The 19,325-nt window shown below is 69.3% G+C and carries 21 protein-coding genes and 3 tRNA genes; 13 read left to right on the top strand and 11 right to left on the bottom strand.

Annotation, left to right across the window (positions count from 1 at the left end; genetic code table 11):
- Positions 1-181: 181 nt before the first annotated feature.
- Together amcB and amcA are read left to right on the top strand one after the other, a co-directional pair.
- Positions 182-1,285, top strand: a complete 1,104-nt coding sequence (amcB, locus tag ACSHV8_RS40550; RefSeq protein ID WP_436537138.1) for a cyclophane-forming radical SAM peptide maturase AmcB — start codon at positions 182-184, stop codon at positions 1,283-1,285.
- A complete protein-coding gene (gene amcA, locus ACSHV8_RS40545) occupies positions 1,254-1,481 on the top strand; it encodes a multiple cyclophane-containing RiPP AmcA (protein ID WP_436524877.1) in 228 nt (75 codons plus the stop codon). The genes amcB and amcA overlap by 32 nt, the downstream gene beginning before the upstream one ends.
- A gap of 533 nt (positions 1,482-2,014) precedes the next feature.
- Here amcA and ACSHV8_RS40540 read toward each other — a convergent pair.
- The gene (locus ACSHV8_RS40540) at positions 2,015-2,236 is read right to left on the bottom strand and encodes a DUF3073 domain-containing protein (protein ID WP_436524875.1); all 222 of its coding nucleotides are present in this window, start codon (positions 2,234-2,236) and stop codon (positions 2,015-2,017) included.
- Between the two features lie 181 nt (positions 2,237-2,417).
- Entirely contained in the window at positions 2,418-3,497 is a 1,080-nt protein-coding gene (locus ACSHV8_RS40535) for a Glu/Leu/Phe/Val family dehydrogenase (RefSeq protein ID WP_436524873.1), read from the bottom strand.
- Between the two features lie 161 nt (positions 3,498-3,658).
- On the opposite strand from ACSHV8_RS40535, the gene ACSHV8_RS40530 reads away from it, so the two are divergent.
- The 6 genes from ACSHV8_RS40530 to ACSHV8_RS40505 all read left to right on the top strand — a co-directional run bounded on the left by ACSHV8_RS40530 (position 3,659) and on the right by ACSHV8_RS40505 (position 8,411).
- Positions 3,659-4,498 carry a hypothetical protein gene (locus ACSHV8_RS40530; RefSeq protein WP_436524871.1) on the top strand — a complete coding sequence of 280 codons (840 nt, stop codon included), beginning with the start codon at positions 3,659-3,661 and terminating at the stop codon, positions 4,496-4,498.
- Between the two features lie 281 nt (positions 4,499-4,779).
- Positions 4,780-4,989: a BldC family transcriptional regulator gene (locus ACSHV8_RS40525; RefSeq protein ID WP_014687221.1), complete on the top strand. Its 210-nt coding sequence runs from the start codon at positions 4,780-4,782 to the stop codon at positions 4,987-4,989.
- A gap of 155 nt (positions 4,990-5,144) precedes the next feature.
- Positions 5,145-5,921 carry a class I SAM-dependent methyltransferase gene (locus ACSHV8_RS40520; RefSeq protein ID WP_436524868.1) on the top strand — a complete coding sequence of 259 codons (777 nt, stop codon included), beginning with the start codon at positions 5,145-5,147 and terminating at the stop codon, positions 5,919-5,921.
- Positions 5,918-6,484, top strand: coding sequence for an RNA 2'-phosphotransferase (locus ACSHV8_RS40515; RefSeq protein WP_436524866.1), 567 nt, complete (start codon positions 5,918-5,920; stop codon positions 6,482-6,484). The genes ACSHV8_RS40520 and ACSHV8_RS40515 overlap by 4 nt, the downstream gene beginning before the upstream one ends.
- Positions 6,485-6,567: 83 nt before the next feature.
- On the top strand, positions 6,568-7,149 hold the full coding sequence (locus tag ACSHV8_RS40510; protein ID WP_436524864.1) for a hypothetical protein: 582 nt from the start codon (positions 6,568-6,570) through the stop codon (positions 7,147-7,149).
- Complete coding sequence (locus ACSHV8_RS40505; protein WP_436524862.1) at positions 7,146-8,411, top strand: PrsW family intramembrane metalloprotease; 1,266 nt, start codon at positions 7,146-7,148, stop codon at positions 8,409-8,411. Before ACSHV8_RS40510 ends, ACSHV8_RS40505 begins: the two co-directional genes overlap by 4 nt.
- Before the next feature lies 1 nt (position 8,412).
- Here the strand turns inward: ACSHV8_RS40505 and ACSHV8_RS40500 are convergent, their stop codons facing one another.
- Positions 8,413-8,667 carry a hypothetical protein gene (locus tag ACSHV8_RS40500; protein ID WP_436524860.1) on the bottom strand — a complete coding sequence of 85 codons (255 nt, stop codon included), beginning with the start codon at positions 8,665-8,667 and terminating at the stop codon, positions 8,413-8,415.
- A 196-nt stretch (positions 8,668-8,863) separates the two neighbouring features.
- Here ACSHV8_RS40500 and ACSHV8_RS40495 point away from each other — a divergent pair, with 196 nt between their 5' ends.
- Together ACSHV8_RS40495 and ACSHV8_RS40490 are read left to right on the top strand one after the other, a co-directional pair.
- On the top strand, positions 8,864-9,262 hold the full coding sequence (locus tag ACSHV8_RS40495) for a hotdog fold thioesterase (RefSeq protein WP_436537136.1): 399 nt from the start codon (positions 8,864-8,866) through the stop codon (positions 9,260-9,262).
- A gap of 55 nt (positions 9,263-9,317) precedes the next feature.
- Positions 9,318-9,707: a hypothetical protein gene (locus ACSHV8_RS40490; RefSeq protein WP_436524858.1), complete on the top strand. Its 390-nt coding sequence runs from the start codon at positions 9,318-9,320 to the stop codon at positions 9,705-9,707.
- A 227-nt stretch (positions 9,708-9,934) separates the two neighbouring features.
- Here the strand turns inward: ACSHV8_RS40490 and ACSHV8_RS40485 are convergent, their stop codons facing one another.
- A complete protein-coding gene (locus ACSHV8_RS40485) occupies positions 9,935-10,243 on the bottom strand; it encodes a hypothetical protein (protein ID WP_436524856.1) in 309 nt (102 codons plus the stop codon).
- A 403-nt stretch (positions 10,244-10,646) separates the two neighbouring features.
- On the opposite strand from ACSHV8_RS40485, the gene ACSHV8_RS40480 reads away from it, so the two are divergent.
- Complete coding sequence (locus tag ACSHV8_RS40480) at positions 10,647-11,909, top strand: calcium-binding protein (RefSeq protein WP_436524854.1); 1,263 nt, start codon at positions 10,647-10,649, stop codon at positions 11,907-11,909.
- 409 nt (positions 11,910-12,318) lie between these two features.
- Here ACSHV8_RS40480 and ACSHV8_RS40475 read toward each other — a convergent pair.
- From ACSHV8_RS40475 to ACSHV8_RS40445, 7 genes are all read right to left on the bottom strand, one after another.
- Positions 12,319-12,395: transfer RNA gene (locus tag ACSHV8_RS40475), tRNA-Phe, on the bottom strand.
- A gap of 15 nt (positions 12,396-12,410) precedes the next feature.
- Positions 12,411-12,484: transfer RNA gene (locus tag ACSHV8_RS40470), tRNA-Asp, on the bottom strand.
- Positions 12,485-12,543: 59 nt separating this feature from the next.
- Positions 12,544-12,616, bottom strand: a tRNA-Glu gene (locus tag ACSHV8_RS40465).
- Positions 12,617-12,789: 173 nt separating this feature from the next.
- Positions 12,790-13,671 (bottom strand): MerR family transcriptional regulator, encoded by an 882-nt coding sequence (locus tag ACSHV8_RS40460; RefSeq protein WP_436537134.1) that lies wholly within the window; start codon positions 13,669-13,671, stop codon positions 12,790-12,792.
- Positions 13,661-14,332 (bottom strand): isopentenyl-diphosphate Delta-isomerase, encoded by a 672-nt coding sequence (gene idi, locus ACSHV8_RS40455; protein ID WP_436524852.1) that lies wholly within the window; start codon positions 14,330-14,332, stop codon positions 13,661-13,663. Before idi ends, ACSHV8_RS40460 begins: the two co-directional genes overlap by 11 nt.
- Complete coding sequence (gene crtI, locus ACSHV8_RS40450; protein WP_436524850.1) at positions 14,329-15,810, bottom strand: phytoene desaturase family protein; 1,482 nt, start codon at positions 15,808-15,810, stop codon at positions 14,329-14,331. The genes idi and crtI overlap by 4 nt, the downstream gene beginning before the upstream one ends.
- 8 nt (positions 15,811-15,818) lie before the next feature.
- Complete coding sequence (locus ACSHV8_RS40445) at positions 15,819-16,889, bottom strand: polyprenyl synthetase family protein (protein WP_436524848.1); 1,071 nt, start codon at positions 16,887-16,889, stop codon at positions 15,819-15,821.
- Positions 16,890-16,957: 68 nt separating this feature from the next.
- Here ACSHV8_RS40445 and ACSHV8_RS40440 point away from each other — a divergent pair, with 68 nt between their 5' ends.
- Together ACSHV8_RS40440 and ACSHV8_RS40435 are read left to right on the top strand one after the other, a co-directional pair.
- Positions 16,958-17,845 carry a phytoene/squalene synthase family protein gene (locus tag ACSHV8_RS40440; RefSeq protein WP_436524846.1) on the top strand — a complete coding sequence of 296 codons (888 nt, stop codon included), beginning with the start codon at positions 16,958-16,960 and terminating at the stop codon, positions 17,843-17,845.
- A 1-nt stretch (position 17,846) separates the two neighbouring features.
- Positions 17,847-19,157 carry a cryptochrome/photolyase family protein gene (locus ACSHV8_RS40435; protein WP_436524844.1) on the top strand — a complete coding sequence of 437 codons (1,311 nt, stop codon included), beginning with the start codon at positions 17,847-17,849 and terminating at the stop codon, positions 19,155-19,157.
- The last annotated feature ends 168 nt before the right edge of the window (positions 19,158-19,325 follow it).

Genomic DNA, 19,325 nt, shown 5'->3' with positions numbered 1-19,325 from the left:
GCGAGCCTGGTTCACCACCGGCCGAACATGAAATGATCCGTGTGTGCCGATGTCCGGCACATACGGATCTTTCGCATGGTGGTGAGGTTCGCAGGGGCCGCGTCTGGACCGTGGGGCCTAGCCTGGCGCTGTGTCACGGGTGCCGGACGGGAGGTGCGCGATGGCGGGCACGTGGAGCGGGATGCGAGGCATCTCGTCGGAACCGGGTTACGTCGTCATGCAGCCGACTACCCTGTGCAACTTGGCCTGCAGTTACTGTTACCTGCCGTTCCGCCGTGAGAATCGGAAGATGCCGGTCGCCGTCGCCGAGGCGGTGGCCGCCGAGATCGCCGATTTCGCCCGGGCCGGCCGGTTCTCGGTGGTCTGGCACGGCGGTGAGCCGCTGGCGGCCGGGGCGGAGCATCTGGCTGCCCTGTTCGCGCCGTTCGGCGACGGTGTGGAGCACCACATCCAGACCAACGCGACGCTCATCGACGACGCCTGGTGCGAATTCTTCCTGGCCCACGACGTCCGGGTCAGCGTGAGCGTGGACGGGCCCCGCGCGCGCAACGGCGACCGGGTCGATCGGGGTGGCAAACCGGCCTACGACCACATCACCCGGGGTGTCGAAGCGCTTCGGCGGCACGGCATCCCGTTCTCCACCCTGTGCGTGGTCTCCGACCCGAGACCCGGCCTGGCCACCGAGCTGTACGAGTACTTTCTCGGCCTGGGCTGCGAGGTGCTCGGCATCAACGTGGAGGAGCAGGAGGGCGTCAACCTGCGGCTGAACCGGCACGACCCGGCCGCGGTGAGCGCGTTCTGGGCCGAGCTCGTCGGCGCCTGGCGCAAAGCGCCGAGCATCCACCTGCGCGAGGTCGAGTGGTCGTTGCGGTATGCGGCCGCGGTCCTCGACGGCACCGCCGACGCTCTGCTGCCCCGGCGGCTGGACCCGATCCCGACCATCGCCCACGACGGCTCGGTGGTGCTGCTCTCGCCCGAGCTGGCCGGTTTCCACGATCCGCGGTACGGGGATTTCACCAGCGGCAACGTGCTCACCACCCCGCTCCGGGAAATTCTCGCCGGCGCGGCCGACACACCGTGGATCGCCGAGTTCCTGCGCGGGGTCGAGGCGTGCCGGCAGAGCTGTCCCTACTTTGGCTTCTGTGGCGGTGCCCACGCGGCCAACCGCTACTTCGAGCACGGCCGGTTCGACGTCACCGAGACGAACCACTGCCGGAACAGCAAGATTCGCCTACTGGAGGGAGTGCTGGATCATGCCCGAGATCACGAGCCCACGGCTGTCTGACGGCGTGGAGACGGATCCGGTGACGGCCCGGGTGCACGACACCCGGGACGGGCTGGCCGCGCTCATCGCCGAGGCGGAGACGGCCCGGCGGCAGCGTGCCGAGGAGGCGACGCCGGAGAGCGGCTCGGCGGTGTGCGCCTGGAACCACTTCGAGAACATCCCGACGTTCTACAACTGGAACAACCGGCCACGCTGAGCCGGCGGAGGACGTGCTGGGCTGCCATCCATTCCGCAGCCGAGCACGTGGGCCCGGGCGGCAGCGGCGCGACGCGATCAACCCCACACCGGGACGTCGAGCCCACACCAGGACGTGCCGAGCACGCTGAACCCGCACCAGGACGTGCTGAGCAGCCTGAGCACGCCGGGTGTGAAAGCTGGGCCTGCGGTGCTCGGGTGGGTCACACCCCGGCACTCAGCGCCCAACACCCAGCACCTAGAGGCAAGGCCAGGCCCGCGGTGGGTCGCACCGAGCAGACGAAGGCCGCGCCCGCGAAGGCCTGAACCGAGCACGCCGAAGCGAGGTCGGGGCCTAAGCAGGTGGAAGACGCAGGGCAAATCGGGCCCATGCGAATGGAACGCGCGGCGCGCGGCACCGGCCCGCAGAGTGCGAGACTCGGTCGAAGCCCACGCGGACATCGCCCGCGTGGGCGTCAGCTGCAACCGCTAGGAGTTGATGACCACGGCGCACTTGAGCACGCGGGCCATACCGCGTGCTCCGTGCAATACGGGTCAAATCCGCCTTGGAGGCGACCAGGAATCCTGGTCGTCGTCGTCAGCGTCATCCTCGTCATCGTCGACGAACTCTTCGTTGTCGTCGTCGAAATGACGGTCGGACTGGCGTGTACTACCGGCCAGTTCGCGCTGCAAGGCGGTGAGGTCGGTGTTCGGGGAGTGGTACTTCAACTCCCGGGCCACCTTCGTCTGCTTGGCCTTAGCACGGCCGCGCCCCATGGCTCGACCCCCTCGCACAGAATTCGGGGCAGCCCGAAGGCGGGCCCCGATGACGTCAGGCATCTCTCGTGGGTCTTACGGTACATGGACGATGCCGTCTTCGGCACCTCGGGTTGCGTGTGACACTGCCGCGCGTCGCGGTTCTGTCTAAACAACGCCGCGCGGCAGCCTCTGAACCGGTCTAGTTGAGGTAAATCGCCCGCAAGCGACCGACTTCCGCCATCCGGCGTTCGGCGAGTCGGTCGGCGGCGACCGCGGGCGGGACGCCCTCGTCACCCGCGAGCTGGAGGATGCGGCGGGTGGTTTCGAAGATCCCGGTGGCCCGGAGCTTCGCGCGGTCGAAGTTGAAGCCCTCGATCTCGTCGGCCACCTGGATCACGCCGCCGGCGTTCACCACGTAGTCCGGCGTGTAGAGGATGCCCCGATCGTCCAGCAGCTTGCCGATGCCCGGGTGGGCGAGCTGGTTGTTGGCCGCGCCGGTGACCACCTTGGCCCGCAGCACCGGGACGGTGTCGTCGTTCAGCGCGCCGCCCAGGGCGCACGGCGCGTAGACGTCGAGGTCCGAGGCGATCAGGGTCTCGTTGTCGGGGACCAGCTGGACTTCGGGGTGGTTGGTGCGGGCCCACTGGAGGGCGGCCGGGCTGACGTCGGTGGCGACCACCGTGGCGCCGTCCTGGACCAGGTGGGTCACCAGATACTTGCCGACCTTGCCGAGGCCGGCGACGCCCACCGTGCGGCCGGTCAGGGTCGGACTGCCCCAGGTGTGCTCGGCGGCCGCCCGCATGCCCTGGAAGACGCCCCAGGCAGTGAGGACGGACGAGTCCCCGGCGCCGCCGTGCTCGACGCTGCGGCCGGTGACGTAGCGGGTCTCGCGGGCGATCACGTCCATGTCCGGCACGTACGTGCCGACGTCACACGCGGTGTAGTACCGGCCCTTCAGGGACTCGACGAAACGTCCGTACGCGCGAAGCAGGGTTTCTGATTTGGTGGTGGCCGGGTCGCCCCAGATCACCGCCTTGCCGCCGCCGAGGTCCAGACCGGCCAGCGCGTTCTTGTACGCCATCCCGCGGGACAGCTTGAGTACGTCGGCGAGGGCGGCGGCCTCGCTCTCGTACGGGTAGAAACGGGTCCCGCCGAGCGCGGGCCCGAGGGCCGTGGAGTAGATCCCGATGATCGCCTTCAGGCCGGAGTGCCGGTCCTGGCAGAAGACGACCTGTTCGTGCCCCGTGGCGTCGTTGCCGTCGGTGTCGAACACACCCATCGTTGTTCTCCTGATTCTTCCGTGTGGGCCTTCGTGGGGCCCGTGACCCGGCGGGGTGGGCCGGATAAGGCGAGCCTAGGCCCTGCCCGGCCGTGGAATGGCACGCCGATTACGCCCGCGCGGGAAGTTCCACCCGGCCGGATTTGTGAAACGATCGCGCCGTGCCGTCACTGTTCGCGTCGTACCTACGGATTTACGAGCCGCTGACCGCCTTCGACCGGGAGCGGCAGGTCTTCTGGCGTCGTTACGCCAAGGAAGGCCGTGACCTCGGGCCGATCGAGGGCCCGGTCCGGCAGCGCACCGCCGTGCTCGAGGCTCTCGGGGCCGGCTGGACCCGGCTGCCCGACCTGCCCGACGAGGCGTACGTCCTGGAATGGGACAACTCCATCCTGGTCTGCCCCTGGAATCTGCGCCTGCGGGTCGCCGAGGCCGCGCTGAACGCCCGCGACGGCGTGCCGGCGGTGCTCGCCGACGCGTTCGTCCCGCCGGTGCTGGCCGGCCAGGCCAAGGCCGTCGTGGAGGACTGGCGCAGCGGCGCTCGTGTGCTGGAGCAGGGTGTGCCCCGCGTGCACGAGCAGATCGCCACCTGGGGGGTGCCGCTGCGCTGGTTCGCCTTCGTCGACCTGGAGGAGCGGGAGATCGCCCTGACCGGCCGGCGGCGCACGCTGCGTTACCGCACGGAGATCTCCAAGGCCCGTCGCCGGGCCCATCGGGCGGTCTCGGTGCTGCGCAAGTCGCTCGGCGACGCCCCGATCACCGAGGCGGTGGAGGAGGGCACCCGGTGGCTGGAGGAGTTCCATCCCCGATCGGTGGTCGAGTTGGACTACGGCGGCCTGGTCAACCTCCTTCCGGAGGACAAACTGACCGGTGATGATTCCCCCGGACTGGTGGCGGCCGGCCTGTCGGCGCTCTCCCGGGGTGACGCCGACGCGGCCAGCGAGGCGTACGAGAAGTTGGTCGCTAGATGGCGAAGTGTCCAACTTCTGGAACGCAGCAACTGACCTGCGAAAATAGGACAGACCGGGAAGATTCTCCGGTCGCGGGAGCGCTCCCGAGGCGAATACTCTTCGTGATCATCGCCGGTCGAAGCGTGATAATCGGACTAAACGAGACACTATCTGGCGTAGAAAACACGCAAAAATCGGGCATGCTTCATCCGTCTATCTGGGGACGTTCGTCCGTTCGGCCCATGTCGGACATCGGGGACTAGCCGGACCATGAGAGACGCACCGGCCGGCGGGACCCCGGCCGATGTTTTTAGGCACCTGTGGAGGAGTGACCGATGGCATCGCGTACGCACGATCCTGAGCCGCTACTAACGCCGGCCGAGGTGGCGTCGATGTTCCGTGTCGACCCGAAGACCGTGACTCGGTGGGCGAAGGCGGGCAAGCTCAGCGCAATTCGCACGTTGGGTGGCCACCGTCGCTACCGGGAGTCGGAGGTTCGCGCCCTGCTGCAGGGGCAGATTCCCACGCAGCGTCAGGGTGACTGACCGGTTCGACCTAGATCGTTGTAAGGGGCGTGCGCTGGGGAAGGCGTAACGCCCCTTCTTCGTTTTCTAGATCAACGAGCCGCCGGCGATCGGGATACGCCAAGATCGCGCGCCCGATTTGCTCCGGGCTGGGCGGCCCGAAAGAGTAATGAACCATGGAGCAGCCCGCCATCGGCGACGCGTTCGGCGAGATGATCAGAGACGCGTACGCGGTACGGACCGGCATCGGCCCCCGACCGCTGGCCGGCGGGCGTCTGCCCCGTCCGGTCATCGAGGTGATCGAGCGCGACGACGGCCTGATCAACGGCGCGCCCGCCGATCACTACCTGGACGAGCCCGAGGCCTGGCCGCAGCACGACCACCGCGCTCTGCGCCTGTGCCGCGGGCACGTGCTGGACATCGGGGTGGGTGCGGCCCGGATCGCGTTGGAACTGCAGCGCCGGGGCATGGCGGTGACCGGCCTGGACACGTCGGCCGGCGCGATCGAGGTGGCCCGCAAGCGCGGGCTGCGCGACACCGTGCTGAGCACCGTCGACCGGTATGCCCACGCGACCACCCGTTACGACACCTTCCTGCTGCTCGGCAACAACCTGGGCCTGCTGGAGGGTCCGGAGCGCGCGCCGGTCTTCCTGGAAGCGCTGGCCCGGCTGGCCAGCCCGGGGGCCCGGATCCTGGCGCAGGGCGCTGATCCGTACGGGACCAAGGACCCGGTGCACGTGAGCTACCACCAGCTGAACCGGGACCGTGGGCGGCTCGGCGGGCAGCTGCGTCTGCGGCTGCGGTACCGGATGGTCGCCTCCGAGTGGTTCGACTACCTCAACTGCTCCGTCGACGAGCTGGATCAACTACTCAGGGGCACCGGGTGGCACCTGAAATCGATCGACCGGAAGGATCGGCCGTACTACCTTGCGGTCATGGAGCAAGACCATTGACCGAACTGACCCGCGACCAGGTCCGCCTCAGCCGGCGGATGTCCCTGGTGCTGCGACACCGGCCCGAGACGGCCGGTCTGACCCTCGACGCGAACGGCTGGGTGCCGGTCGCCGACTTCCTCGCCGCCCTCCGGATCAGCCGCTCTGAGCTGGACCACGTGGTGGCCTTCAACGACAAGTCCCGCTTCGCGGTCGCGGTGGGCGACGACGGGGTGGAACGGATCCGGGCCAGTCAGGGCCACTCCCGCCGCGTCTCGGTGGACCTGGACCTGCCGCCGGTCGACCCGCCGGCCGTCCTCTTCCACGGCACCCCGCGGGCGAACCTCGACTCGATCCGGCGGGACGGGTTGCGGCCGCGCAGCCGGAATCACGTACACCTTTCCGCCGATGTGCCGACCGCCCTGGTGGTGGGCCGGCGCCGCTCGGCCGACGTGGTGGTGTTCGAGGTGGCGGCGGGCGTGATGGCGGCCGCCGGGCACGTGTTCCACCGCAGTGCCAACGGCGTCTGGTTGACCTCGGCGGTCACCCCTGAGCACCTTTCGGTAAAACGGACAAATCCGTAATCTTCCAGGTTGATCGACCATCCACTGTGGTGGCACGCACGGATCGCCGGACACCAACCGGGCGTCCTCGTTAGCGTGGACGGATGGGGACGGTCACGCGGCGTCATCTCACCGATCTCCCCAGCACACCCGGATTGCTCAGCGCCCTCGTCGTGGTCGCCGTTCTGGCGGCACTCTCCTTCGGCCTGCCGGCGCTCGATCGCGCCGTCTCGGCCCAGAGGACGATCCCCGGCGGTGAGCCGTACCGGGTCGGTGCCGGGGTCACCGTGGTGCCTCCGGCCGGTGCGACGCTCGACGTCACGGGCACCCGGCCGGGGGAGGACCGCGCCACCGCGCTGTTCCGGCTCGGGGCGGTGCGCTACTCGATCGCCGTACAACCCTTCTCCGGCGACCTGCCCCAGGCGGCCGTCCGGTTGCGGCAGCGGATCACCGACACCTCCGGCTATCAGGTGACCGGCACCCAGCTCGCGGTCTCCACCGCGGGCGGGCTGGCCGGTCTGCAGGGTGGTTACACGGCCGGTGACCGCGGCGGGCGCTACGCCGTCTTCGTCGCGCACGGTGTGACCATCGAGGTCACGGTCAGTGGGGCCGACCTGGATCTGGACCACACGCTGCCGGCCATCGACGCGAGCACCAAGACGCTGCGGTACGAGGGCGGCCGATGAACGAGCCCGTCCTTCCCGGGGCCGCGAGCCCGGCCAGGCCGTACCGCGCGCCCGCGTTCTGGGTGGTGATCACGCTGCTGGCCGCCGGTGCCGTCCGGATGTCGCAGATCCTCGCGAAGTTCCTGGACTCCTACCCGATCGCCACGCTCACCGCGCTCGTCCTGTTCGCGCTGCTCGCGGTGCCGTTCTGGCTGTTCGTCCAGGAGCTCGACTTCCTGGAGCGGGAACCGGCCGGCCTGCTGGTCGTCGCGTTCGCCTGGGGCGCTCTGGTCGCCACCAGCGTTTCCATCCCGGGCAGCACCGCGCTGGAGAACCTGATCGCCAAGCTCGGCTCGCCCGGCCTGGCCGCCGACTGGGGTGCGGCGCTGGCCGGCCCGACGGTCGAGGAGATCGCCAAGACGCTCGGCGTGGTGGCCATCGTGCTGATCGCCCGATCGCAGGTGAACAGCGTGCTGGACGGCGTCGTCTACGGCGCGCTGGTCGGGCTCGGCTTCCAGATCGTCGAGGACATCGTGTTCGCGATCGGCGCGGTCGCCTTCGCCGGTCAGGGCGACGAGGTCCAGCCCGTGATCACGACGTTCCTGGTCCGCGGCTTCCTGGCCGGGGTCTGGAGCCACACCCTGTTCGGCGCGCTGGCCGGCGCCGGCATCGGTTACCTGGTGGTCAGCACGGATCGCGGCTGGCCACGGCGGATCACCATGGCGATGCTCGCGCTCTTCGGCGCCTGGGCCTCGCACGTGCTGTGGAACTCGCCACTGTTCCGCGAAGGTCTGGGCAACGGCGCGGTGGCTCTGCTCGCCGTCCTGGCCTTCAAGGGCCTGCCGCCGCTGCTGCTGATCCTGTGGCTGGTCCGCCGCGCCCACGACCGCGAGGCCGAGTACTACGTCGAACGCCTCAAGACCCTGGACGATCCCGAGGTGATCACCGAGGGCGAGCTGCGAGCGCTCGGCTCCGGGTCACGCCGGGCCGCCGCGCGCCGCCATGCCGCGGAAAGAGCAGGGCGAAAAGCCCGGGCCACGGTACGGCGTCTGCAGCGCGCCCAGGCCCGGCTGGCCGTCGAGCTCAGCCGGGCTCCGGAACAGGCCAATCAAGATCAACACCATTTGGACGTACGGCGTCATCGGGCGACCCTGATCGCCATGGGTCACCCCGAGGCGGTCGAGGGGGCCCGCTCGTGGCGGCACACCGCCTCCACCGTCGTCACCGCGGCCGTCGCGATCGCCGTCCTCTGGGTCGCGCTCTCCGCCCTGGGCGGCGCCTGAGTCAGACCGTGCCGGCCGGCGGCAGCCCGCCGTCACCGTCGACGATCGTGTCCGGGTTGCCGTCCTCGTCCAGGTCGACCATCGTGACGTCGACCTTGCCGTCGCCGTCGGTGTCGAACTGGAACAGGTCAGGCTTGCCGTCGCCATCGGTGTCGGACACCCAGACGTCGACCTTCCCGTCCTTGTTGGCGTCGCTGGTGATCAGGTCGACGCGGTCGTCGCCCCGGGTCTCCACGATCTCCTGCGGCTCGCTCATATCGTCTCCTCTGAGGGGATTCTCGGGTTCTACCGCTCTTTACGGATCCGAACTCTGCCCGGATGGATCACCGGAAGCAATCGCCACATCAGTACCCCGCAGACGCAAGCGTCAGTCCCACACCTGTGACGGGTATCGCTGGAACGAGGTTGACTCGGGGGTAACGTACGCCGTCGTGGATATCGCGGAAGACGGCATGCAACACCTCTTCACCAGCAATGGAGGGGGTGCGCTGGCCGAGCGGATGGGCATCGTGATCACCGAGGCCACGGCCGAACGGGTGGTCGGCACGATGCCGGTCGAGGGCAACACCCAGCCGTATGGTCTGCTGCACGGCGGCGCGTCCTGCGTGCTGGCCGAGACCCTCGGCTCGGTCGGTGCGGTCCTGCACGGCCAGACCGTGGACCGGCCGTTCGCCGTCGGGGTCGACATCAACGCCACCCACCACAAGGCGGCCCGCTCCGGGCTCGTGACCGGCATTGCGGTGCCGGTGCACCGGGGGCGCGCGGTCGCGACCTACGAGGTCGTTCTCGAGGACGAGGGTGGCGAGCGGGTCTGCACCGCGCGCATCACGTGTCTCCTCCGTGGCGCGTGAGAACCCACAGTTGATCCACAGGCGTTCCTTGACGGTGACGCGTACGGTTTGCAACGTGACCGAAGCACCACAGCACGCGTTCGACGACGCCACGCAGATCCTGGCCTGCGCCCTCACCGGAGACAGTGATGCGGTGGCCAGCACCTTCGATGCCGTCGTCAGCCGTGATGGGGTGGTCGGCGCCTGGGACGTCGCGTGGTGCCTCGCCGCGACGATGGTCGGCGAGCTGCCGGGCAGCGGGGGCTGGACCCTGGAGTTCCCGGGGATCGACGATGCTCGTTACGACAAGCGCTGGGTGGCCCGTTTCGTCAGCGCCTATGTGAATGGTGACGCGCCGACCGGGGAGGCGCTCTTCGGGGCCGCGATCGCCGACGGCCAGCTGCCGGATTGTCTGCTCGCGCTGGCCGGGTCCACGGTCGCGACGCTGCGGCACCGCGCGGCCTGATCCCACTCCCGCCGGCCGTCCTTCGGGCGGTCCGATCCCGGCCGTTCGAGCGGCCCGCTCTCTGTTGTTTGAGCGGCGCTCGGGCAGCCCAAGCCCCCTGTCGCTCGGGTGGCTCGCATCCGGTCGCGCCGCCATGGCCGCGGGCGCGCTGATCCGGCGTCACGGCACAATCGGCGCGTCTACCGGCGTACCGTAAATGTCGGGTTTTGCGGGGTCTGATGCGAGGCTCAAGTCTTTTTGAGGTAGAGCGCCTTCGCATACTGCGTCGCGGCAGCGGTGTTGTACATCGACGCCTGCGACATGAAGAAGGAATTCTCCGCGATCGCCCGGGTCGCCTGCACGCTGCCGCTGAAGCGGATGTCGGCCTCGGCCTCGGAGAGCCCGCGGGCCTTGAACTGGCGACGCATCGCTATCCGCCCGCCCTGGAACGCCCTCGCGGCCTCCTCGGCGTTGCGCATGAACGACATCGCCTTCTCGGCCAGGGCCTCGGCAAGGTTGTAGGCCGTCTGCTCGGCCTCGTTGGTGAAGGTCTGCACGACGTCGTGCCTCCTCGCGAGCCGGTCCGCCCGGACCGATCCCGATAACACTCTGATTGAGCGCGCGCTCGGCTTCAAGAGGTGATGCGTGCCCTGTGGACAGAACGTCCGCCAACTGAGTGGCCCGAACAGGTCAGCAGCGCGTGAAGACCGTCCACAGGCGATCCCCGATCACGCGGCGATGAGTGTCGCGGTCCCGGCCCCGGCCTCAGCTGGCGCTGACGGTCGTCTTTGGACCGAAATGCAGCCGTGAGCGCCAGCCGGTCGCCAAGCGGAGTGGCGGGCATCACACGAGTGCCATCGCGTATCAGCCGAAACGGGGAGGCGCGTCGAAACGGTACCGTTCTACGATCGGGCGCGCGGTGATCGACACCGCCCATCCGCTCCTCACGGGGGATCTCCCATGTTCTTGATCAACCGCAAGGCATTGGCCATGATCGGCGTTTCCGCCGCGGCCGTGGCCACCACCGCCCTCTTCGCCGCGCCGGCGCAGGCGGCCTCGGCCGGTCTCGCGAAGGTGGTGGGGACGAACACGGTGCAGTTCAACGCCCAGGCGGGCAAGGCGAACTCGCTGACCATCACGATCTCCGGTCGCACCGTCACCCTGGCCGACCGGGTCGCGCTCCAGCCCGGCAAGGGCTGCAAGAAGGTCACCACGACCAAGGTGAAGTGCACGACCTCCAAGAAGACGACGAAGCTCAACGTCTCCCTGGGGGACAAGAACGACACGCTCGTCAACAAGACCGGCGTCTACATGCTGGCCAACGGCGGCACCGGCAACGACACCATGAAGGGTGGCTCGGGCGCCGACCAGCTCCAGGGCGCCGCCGGTGACGACAAGCTGTACGGGTACGCCGGCAACGACGCGCTCTTCGGCCAGGACGGCAACGACTACATCTACGGCGGCGTCGGCAACGACTCGATCGACGGCGGCAACGGCGTCGACCGGATCCTGGGCGAGGCCGGCAACGACACGATCTTCGGCCAGGCCGGCAACGACAGCATCGACGCGGGCATCGGCAACGACCGGGTCGCCGGCGGCCGTGGCAACGACACCATCTTCGGCCAGGCCGGTAACGACCAGATCCTCGGCGAGAACGGTGCCGACACGATCAACGGTGGCGACGGCAGCGACTTCATCTACGGCGGCGCCGACAGCGACCGGATCATCGGCGGCAACGGTGACGACAACCTGGTCGGCGACAACGCCGACGGTTCCGGCAGCGGCAACGACACCATCTCCGGCGACGCCGGCAACGACCTCATCGACGGTCTCGCGGGCAACGACCGGATCACCGGCGGCGTCGGCATCGACTACATCCTCGGTGGCGCGGGCGACGACACGATCAGCGCCGGTGCGGGCGCGGACGGCGTCATCGGCGAGGCCGGCAACGACGCGATCAACGGCGACAGCGACGACGACGTCCTGGTCGGCGAGGACGTCTCCGACGACGCCCTGATCGGCAGCGACACCGCCCTGGACGTCCTCGACGGCGGCACCGAGATCGACCTCTGCGGCGTGATGGCCGCCGGCACCACGGTCAACTGCGAGAACCCGGACCCGACCGTCTCGTCGGCCACCGTCGCCCGGTCCGCGAAGTCGGCCGCGGCCGTCGCTTCGGCCGCGACCGAGGTCAAGAAGCGGGTCGAGGCGCTCACCAAGTAACACTTCATCACGGCACCACGAAGCAACGGCGTCCGGCGGGTTCTCCCGCCGGGCGCTTTTCGTTTCCCGCCCGCTCCGAACTCCCGTCGGCCGGCGCCGTTTTTGGGGGCCCGGAATGAGGAGCGTTGCGCCGCGGTTGGGCCGGGGCTCCGCAGCATCCAGTCGCCAACATGGCTTCCGAGGTCGAGGATTAGGCCCGGTGGTTTGCTGCATGTGTTGGGCGTCACTGCCAGGATCGGGCCGGCGGCGTAGCCCGATCGTCGTGCGGCGAACGTGCAACTCGTGACGACGGTCATGGGGAATCCGCGATCAACCGGCAGAAATTTCGGAGCGCGAAAAGAGGGCGGAAAGCAAAACGTCCACCGTGCGTTTCCGCAGGTGGACGGTGCTCAGTGCCCGGCGAGAGGCCTGGTGGCCAGGGGCGGGGTCGAACCGCCGACCTTCCGATTTTCAGTCGGACGCTCGTACCAACTGAGCTACCTGGCCGTACATGGTGCCTTGCGGTCCTGACGGGACTTGAACCCGCGACCTCCGCCTTGACAGGGCGGCGAGCACTCCAACTGCTCCACAGGACCTTGCTATTCACTTCTGTCTTGCCTGGCCGGTGAGCGACCTGCGCCGCAAACCTTACCAGTACCCCCAACGGGATTCGAACCCGTGCTACCGCCTTGAAAGGGCGGCGTCCTAGGCCACTAGACGATGAGGGCAACTCCGCCATCATTGCACATCGAGTTGGCGACCCGATCCGCAGTGCTTGGTGGCCTTGGCCCCAACTGCGCCCCGTTGAAGGCTTGGAAAGCATATGTGATCCACCGGGCGGTCTCCAAATCGGTACCCCTCTTTTCGTCGAAAAGCCTCTGACCTGCGGAAACGTGAAGGGTCAGACCGGGGTGAGGAGTTGGACGGCGTCGGCGAGGCCGGTCAGGCGGGTGATTCCGGTGGGGAGATCACCTTGCGGCCAGCCCGGACCGCCGGCCGCGACGACCACCGGGGGGTGGGGTACGTCCCGGACCCGGGTCAGCTGGCCGACGTCGCCGGTGGCCGGCCGCTGCGACCAGAGCACCACCGCGGACGGCCCGGTCCGCCCGATCGCGTCCAGCAGCGCCTGAGACGGCACCCGGGCCCCGAGCTGGCGGGTCGGTACCCCGCCCTGGGCGAGCGCGGCGGCCAGTGCCTCCAGGGGCAGCGTGTGCTGTTCCTCGTCGGCGGCGGCGAGCAGGATCCGCGGGGTGCCGGCCGCGTGCTGGACGGAGGCCAGCACTTCGGTGACGGTCCGGGACAGCAGGTGTTCGACCTCGATGAAGCGCTGGGTGAGCTCGTAGCGGTCGCCGATGGCGACCAGCACCGGCGCGATCACGTCGGCCCAGGCGGTGACCACGCCTCGTTCCCGGATCGCGGTGCAGAGGATGTCCCGCATGGCCGGTGCGTCCAGCCGCATGGCGGCCCGGGTCAGCCCACGAGCCGCCGTCTCCGGATCCGGCCCGGCCGAGGGCGACGGCGGCTCGGCCGGGGCCGCGGCGGTGGCGTCCGGGCTGGGCTGGGCGAGTGCCCACGCGGCCGCCTCGGCCGGGGCCACGCCCTGCGCGGTCAGGCTCTGCATGACCTGCAGCCGGTCCATGTCGTCGGCGGTGTAGCGACGGTGGTGCCCGGACTCGTGCCGACTCGGGCCGAGTCCGTACCGCTGATGCCAGGTGCGCAGGGTGGTGACCGCCACACCCAGACGGCGGGCTGCGGCGCCGGCGCTCAGCGCCTCATCGGCCACCCGGCCGTTCCGTGAGAAGGGCACTGGACTGCTCCGTAGGACGGGCGCTCGGCGGCTCCGTGAGGGAACTCGGCTGCTCAGCGAGGAGGGCGTGGGGACGGGCGTGGGGCAGATGACGGGGAAAGGCGCTGGTGAGGACCTCGAAAACCCCGGACAACCAGGGCGCGTACGACTCGGGGGTGGCCGCCAGTCCGGCCCGCAAGGAGTCCGGGGAAACCCAGCGCAGTTCCGCGATCTCGTCCGGGTCCGGCCCGAGGATCGTTCCGGCCGGCAGCGCCCCGATCAGCACGTGGTCGTATTCGTGTTCGACCCGTCCGGTCACCGGATCGGACGCGCGATAGGTGTAGACGCCGAGTTCGGTGAGCTCGACCCCCCGTACGGAAAGCTCCTCGAAGAGGCGGTGACCAGCAGCTTCGGTGACCGATTGGCCGGGCGCCGGGTGGCCGCAGCAGGTGTTTCCCCAGCGAAGCGGGAAGCGGGTCTTGACCGCGGCGCGCTGCTGCAGCAGCACCCGGCCCTCGTCGTCGTGGAGGAAGACCGAGAAGGCCCGGTGCAGGAGGCCGGGCTCCTGGTGGGCGTCGGCGACCGTGGCCGACCCGGCGGCCGACCCGGCGGTGTCGACCAGTTCGACCAGCTGATGTTCGCGTTCCGTAACGCTCATGAGATCTCCCGTGTGATGCGGCTCGCGGCCAGCTTCCCGGAGATGAGGACCATCGGCACGCCGACCCCGGGTTGTGTGCCCGAACCGGTGAAGACCACGTTCGGTAGCGAGGGGTGCAGGTTCGACGGACGGAACGGGCCGGTCTGGGAGAACGAGTGCGCGGCGGCGAACGGGGTGCCGGCGGCCATGCCGTCGTCGGCCCAGTCGGCCGGGGTGATGATGCGCTCGACCTCCACGCCGTCCCGGAAGCCGATGTATCCGCGCTGTTCCAGCGTCCGCAGCAGCTCGTCGGCGTAGCGCTCGGCGAGCCCGCCGCGCCAGTTCATCGGTCCGGCGACGAGGTTCGGGGTGGGCGCGAGGACGTAGTACGTCTGCTTGCCGTCGGGCGCGGCGGACGGATCGGTGTGGGTCGGGTTGGTCACCAATAGTGACGGGTCGCTCATCAGCAGGCCGCGGTTGATGACCTCGTCGAAGGTGCGCCGCCACGTCGTACCGAAATGAATGTTGTGGTGGGCGATCTTCGAGTAGGACTGGTTCGATCCGATGTGGAGAACGACGCAGGACGGGGAGAATCGCAGGTTGCGCTGCTTCCGGGCGGGGAGAAGGTCCCGGTAGGCGATCGGCAGATCCGGATTCAGTACGACGGTGTCGGCCGGGATGATCTCGCCTCCGGCGGTCAGCACCCCGGTCGCCCGGCCGTGCTGAGTGATCACTCGCTCGACCGTCGTGTCGTAACGGAACGTCACCCCATGCTTCTCGGCGGCGCCGGCCAGAGCCTTCGGAACCGCGTGCATGCCCCCCTTGGGGTAGTAGACGCCCGCGACCGAGTCGAGGTAGGCGATCACCGCGTAGATGGCGAGCGCGTCGTGCGGGGCGAGCCCGGCGTACATGGCCTGGAACGAGAAGATCCGCTGGGTCCGCGGGTCCCGGAAGTACTCGTTGATCTTCGGCTGCAGTCGGCGGAACGCGCCCATGCCCAGCAGTCGCAGCAGGTTGAGGTTCATCAGATCGACCGGGGTGTCCAGGTTCCGGTCGATGAAGTTATCGCGTTCCAGCTGCCAGAGCCGCCGGGTGAAGTCGACGAAACGCAGGTAGCCGTCGGCCTCGCGGGCGCCGCAGACCCGGGCGATCTCGGCGGTCATCCGGGTGGTGTCGGTCCGCACGTCCAACGTGGAACCATCCGGGTAATACGCCCGATATGCCGGATCAAGTGGGGTGAGTTCGAGCCAGTCGGACAGCTTCTCCCCGACCGCCTCCAGGGGCTCGGCGATCAGCTCGGGCATGGTCAGCACGGTCGGGCCGGTGTCGAATTCGAAGCCGCCGACCGAGAGCCGCCCGGCTCGTCCGCCCGGCACCTGCTCCCGCTCGACGACGGTGACCTGGCGACCGGCCGCGGCCAGATGCAGGGCGCAGGACAGGCCGGCCAGGCCGGCCCCGACTATGACGACGCGATCGGTGGGTCCGGTGACGGTTCGCACGCGGTTAATCATGCCGGTCGCTGCGTCGCGACGGTGGCCAGCTCGATAAGCACGCCTCGGGCCTCCGGATCGATCGGCGCTGAGGACAGCGCGGTGAGTCCCTCGGTGACCCGGGCCCGGATCATCTCCTCGACGCGGGCCGGAGCACCGGTCTCGGCGACAATCTGCGCCTTGCGGTCGATCCCGGCGTGGTCCAGCTCGGACAGCTGGGCCGGGGTGGCCATCCGACGGGCCATCATCAGCAGCGCCGTCGGCTTGCCGCTGAGCAGGTCGTCCCCGGCCGGCTTGCCGGTCACGGCCGGGTCGCCGTAGACGCCGAGCAGGTCGTCACGCAGCTGAAACGCCTCGCCGATGGCCAGGCCGTACACCCGGTAGGCCTCGGCCACCTCGGCGTCGTCGATCCCGGCCAGGGCGAGCCCGAAGTCCAGCGGCCACTGCACGGTGTAGCTGGCCGTCTTGTGCCGGGCGACCAGCAGCGCGCGCTCCACCGACCAGGACGCCGGATCGGTCTCGCCGAGAACATCCAGGTACTGCCCGGCGACCGCCTCGATGCGCATCCGGTCATATCGCGCGCGGACCTGCAACAGCGTGGCCGGCGGGATCGCGGTGCGGGCCAGCAGCTGATCGGCCCAGACCAGGCAGAGGTCACCGACCAGTACCGCGGCCGAGGTGCCGAACCGGGCCCCGTGTCGCGCGGCGAAGATGCGGTGAGCGGTGGGGCGGCCCCGCCGGGTGTCCGAGTCGTCCATCAGGTCGTCGTGGACCAGGGCGAACGTGTGCATCAGTTCGAGGGCACCGAAGGCCGGCAGCAGCGGCTCGGAGTCGGCACCGGGGCCGGCAACCCCGCGCCACCCCCAGTACGCGAACGTCGGCCGAAGCCGCTTCCCGCCGGCCAGAACCAGGTCCCGCGCGGTCCGCGCGAACCCGCCGAGCGACGCGTCGATGGTGTCCAGAGAAGCGATCTGCGAGGCGAGGAAATCCGCGAGTGTCCCCTCGACGGCGCTGGTCAGGCCGGTGTGAGAGGCCGGCTGGCGGGGTATCGCACCTACACGATTTCCCTCGAGGGTGTCATTGGCCACGTTCAGTACCGTACCCTAACTTTCGGAAGTTGCGTCGATTCGTGCGTCGATTTACCGGGAGGACCGGGATGGATACCGATCTGGCCGCCGCCTATGCGCGCTGCCGTGAGCTGCACCGAGAACACGGACGCACGTATTACCTGGCGACCCGGTTGCTACCGGCCTGGAAGCGTCGCCATGTACACGCTCTGTATGGATTCACCCGTTTCGCCGACGAGATCGTCGACCGGACCGAGTCCCAGCCGCCCGCGGAACGCGCCGCTGAGCTTTCCGCCTGGTCGGCCGGGTTCCTGGCCGGCCTCCGAGGCGAGCCGGTCGAGGATCCGCTGCTCCCGGCCGTGCTGCACACCATCGCGGTCTTCGGGCTGGACCTGGAGGACTTCGAGAAGTTCCTCCGCAGCATGGAGATGGACCTCACCGTCACCGACTACGCGACGTATGAGGACCTGCTCGGATACATGGAAGGCTCGGCCGCGGTGATCGGCACGATGATGCTGCCGATCCTCGGCTCGTCCGACCCGGTCGCCGCCCGCGAGCCGGCGCGCCAGCTCGGCTTCGCCTTCCAGCTGACCAACTTCATCCGGGACATCGCCGAGGACCTCGCCCGCGGACGCGTCTATTTACCCCAAGAGCACCTTGCTGAGTACGGCGTCAGCGTCGCCGACCTGCACGCCGGGGTGGCCACCGGTCCCGTCCGCGCGCTGATCAAAGCCGAGGTGACCCGGGCCCGCGAGCACTACGCGGCCGCCGCCCCCGGCATCCCGCTGCTCGAACCCGCCTCCCAGGCGTGCATGCGCACCGCGTTCCAGCTCTACGGCGGCATCCTGGACGAGATCGAGGCGGCCGACTACGACGTCTTCATCCGCCGCGCGACCGTTCCCAATCACCGCCGGGCCGCCGTCGCCGTCCGCAGCCTGCTCACCCGGCCCGGCACCCCCGTCGAACTGGCGGCCTGAGATGGGCCCGCGGATCGCGCTGTTCACCCGTGACCTGCGGGTCCACGACAATCCAGTACTGGCCGGCGCCGGTGATGTCGTGCCGCTGTTCGTCCTCGACCCGCGCCTCGGCGGACTCTCCGCCAACCGGTCGCGCTTCCTCCACCAGAGCCTGGCCGACCTGCGGAAAAGCCTGCAGGAACGGGGCGCCGACCTGGTGATCCGGGAGGGCGATCCGGTCGCCGAGACGGTCAGGCTGGCCCGCGAGGTGGACGCTTCGGCGATCACGGTGGCCGAGGATGTGACCGATTACGCACAGCGGCGCGAGCGGCGGCTTCGGGACGAACGGTTCTCGGTCGAGACCGTGCCCGGCGTCACGGTGCTGCCGCCGGGTGCCGTGAAGCCGAGCGGTGGCGGAGAGTCGTATCGGGTTTTCACTCCGTACTGGAAATCCTGGGAGAAGGCCGCGTGGCGCAAGATCACCGCGACCCCTCGCAAGATCGCGATGCCGTCCGGCATCGCGCCCGGCCGCCTCCCGAAGACGCCGGACGGCGAATCACCCGACGCGATCCCCGGCGGCGAGACCGAGGCTCGGCGCCGCCTGAGCCTTTGGCTCAAACAAATTTCCCGGTACGGCGATGAGCACGACGACCTGGCCGCCGACAACACCAGCCGACTCAGCGCCTATCTGCGGTTCGGCTGCCTGTCGCCACTCGAACTGGCCCTGGCCGCGAAGGACGACGACTCGCCCGGCGCACAGGCCTACCTGCGACAACTCTGCTGGCGCGACTTCTACTACCAGGTCACCGCCGCCTTCCCGAAAATCTCGACACAGGCGCTCCGGGAGAAGGCCGACAACGAGTGGCGCCACGACGACGACGCCCTGAAGCACTGGCAGGACGGGACGACCGGGGTTCCGGTGGTCGACGCCGGCATGCGCCAGCTGCGCGCCGAGGGGTGGATGCACAACCGGGCCCGGCTGATCACCGCGGCGTTCCTCACCAAACATCTGGGCGTCGACTGGCGTCCCGGCCTGCAATGGTTCTTCCGCTGGCTGATCGACGGCGACGTGCCGAACAACTCCGGGAACTGGCAGTGGACCGCGGGCACCGGCAACGACACCCGCCCCTACCGCAAGTTCAACCCGATTCGGCAAGCTCAGCGGTTCGATCCGGAAGGCGTGTACGTTCGTCGCTACGTACCCGAGCTCAAGGATGTCGCCGGCGGCGCGGTTCACCAGCCGTGGCGTCTTTCCGAGCCGGTGCGCCGCGGCCTCGACTATCCCGGACCGCTGGAGTCGCACCGGGACGAGGCGGTCTGGCTGCGGGACTGAGAGCAGGGGTCCACCGGCTGGTTGCGTCCGTCAAAACGTCCTCGCCGGTGGACCCCGCGACGTGTACCCACGTCTTACCGCCGCGAATCGTCCTAGCTGGGAACGCTCCCGGGATTCACCCGAGTAGGCGGCCATGAGGATGGTGAGCGCCAGCCAACGCTCGCCACC

This window comes from Actinoplanes sp. HUAS TT8 (assembly GCF_051380535.1).
In the GTDB taxonomy this organism is placed as follows: domain Bacteria; phylum Actinomycetota; class Actinomycetes; order Mycobacteriales; family Micromonosporaceae; genus Actinoplanes.
Note: the sequence above shows the minus strand (reverse complement) of the source record. Positions and strands in the feature narration are given on the sequence as shown.